Origin of the sequence: Gilvimarinus gilvus (genome assembly GCF_030518155.1) — a bacterium.
GTDB classification, from domain to species: domain Bacteria; phylum Pseudomonadota; class Gammaproteobacteria; order Pseudomonadales; family Cellvibrionaceae; genus Gilvimarinus; species Gilvimarinus gilvus.
In genome coordinates, this window is sequence record NZ_JAULRU010000557.1 from 1 (window position 1) to 303 (window position 303).

Sequence of the window (303 nt, forward strand, 5' to 3'; positions counted from 1 at the left end):
TATCTACGCCTGCTGAGGTCGGATTGTTTTTGATATCATTTAATAATTGATCAAAAGTCGGATCTTGATTTTTAAGTTCGCCTTCGGCTAATTGATAAATTTTGTATTGTTCTAATTTCTGAAAATTACCTTTTTCTGCAATTGATTTTGGATTTATCAACGCAACAAAATCTGCATCTGTTGGAATCAAAACCGTATAATCTTCGTTTTTGGAACAACTTGCAAAAAGCAAAATAATGAATAGAATCGAGTAATATTTGAAGCCTTTTTTCATCGAAAAAATATCTTTAAAAATTGTTGTTA

General features: G+C 29.4%; 1 protein-coding gene. It reads right to left on the reverse strand.

Features of this window, described 5'->3' with window-relative positions; genetic code table 11:
• Nucleotides 1-274 (reverse strand): DUF4836 family protein (locus QWI17_RS10570; protein WP_302722472.1); only part of this gene is annotated, 274 nt, incomplete at its 3' end.
• Nucleotides 275-303 lie beyond the last annotated feature (29 nt).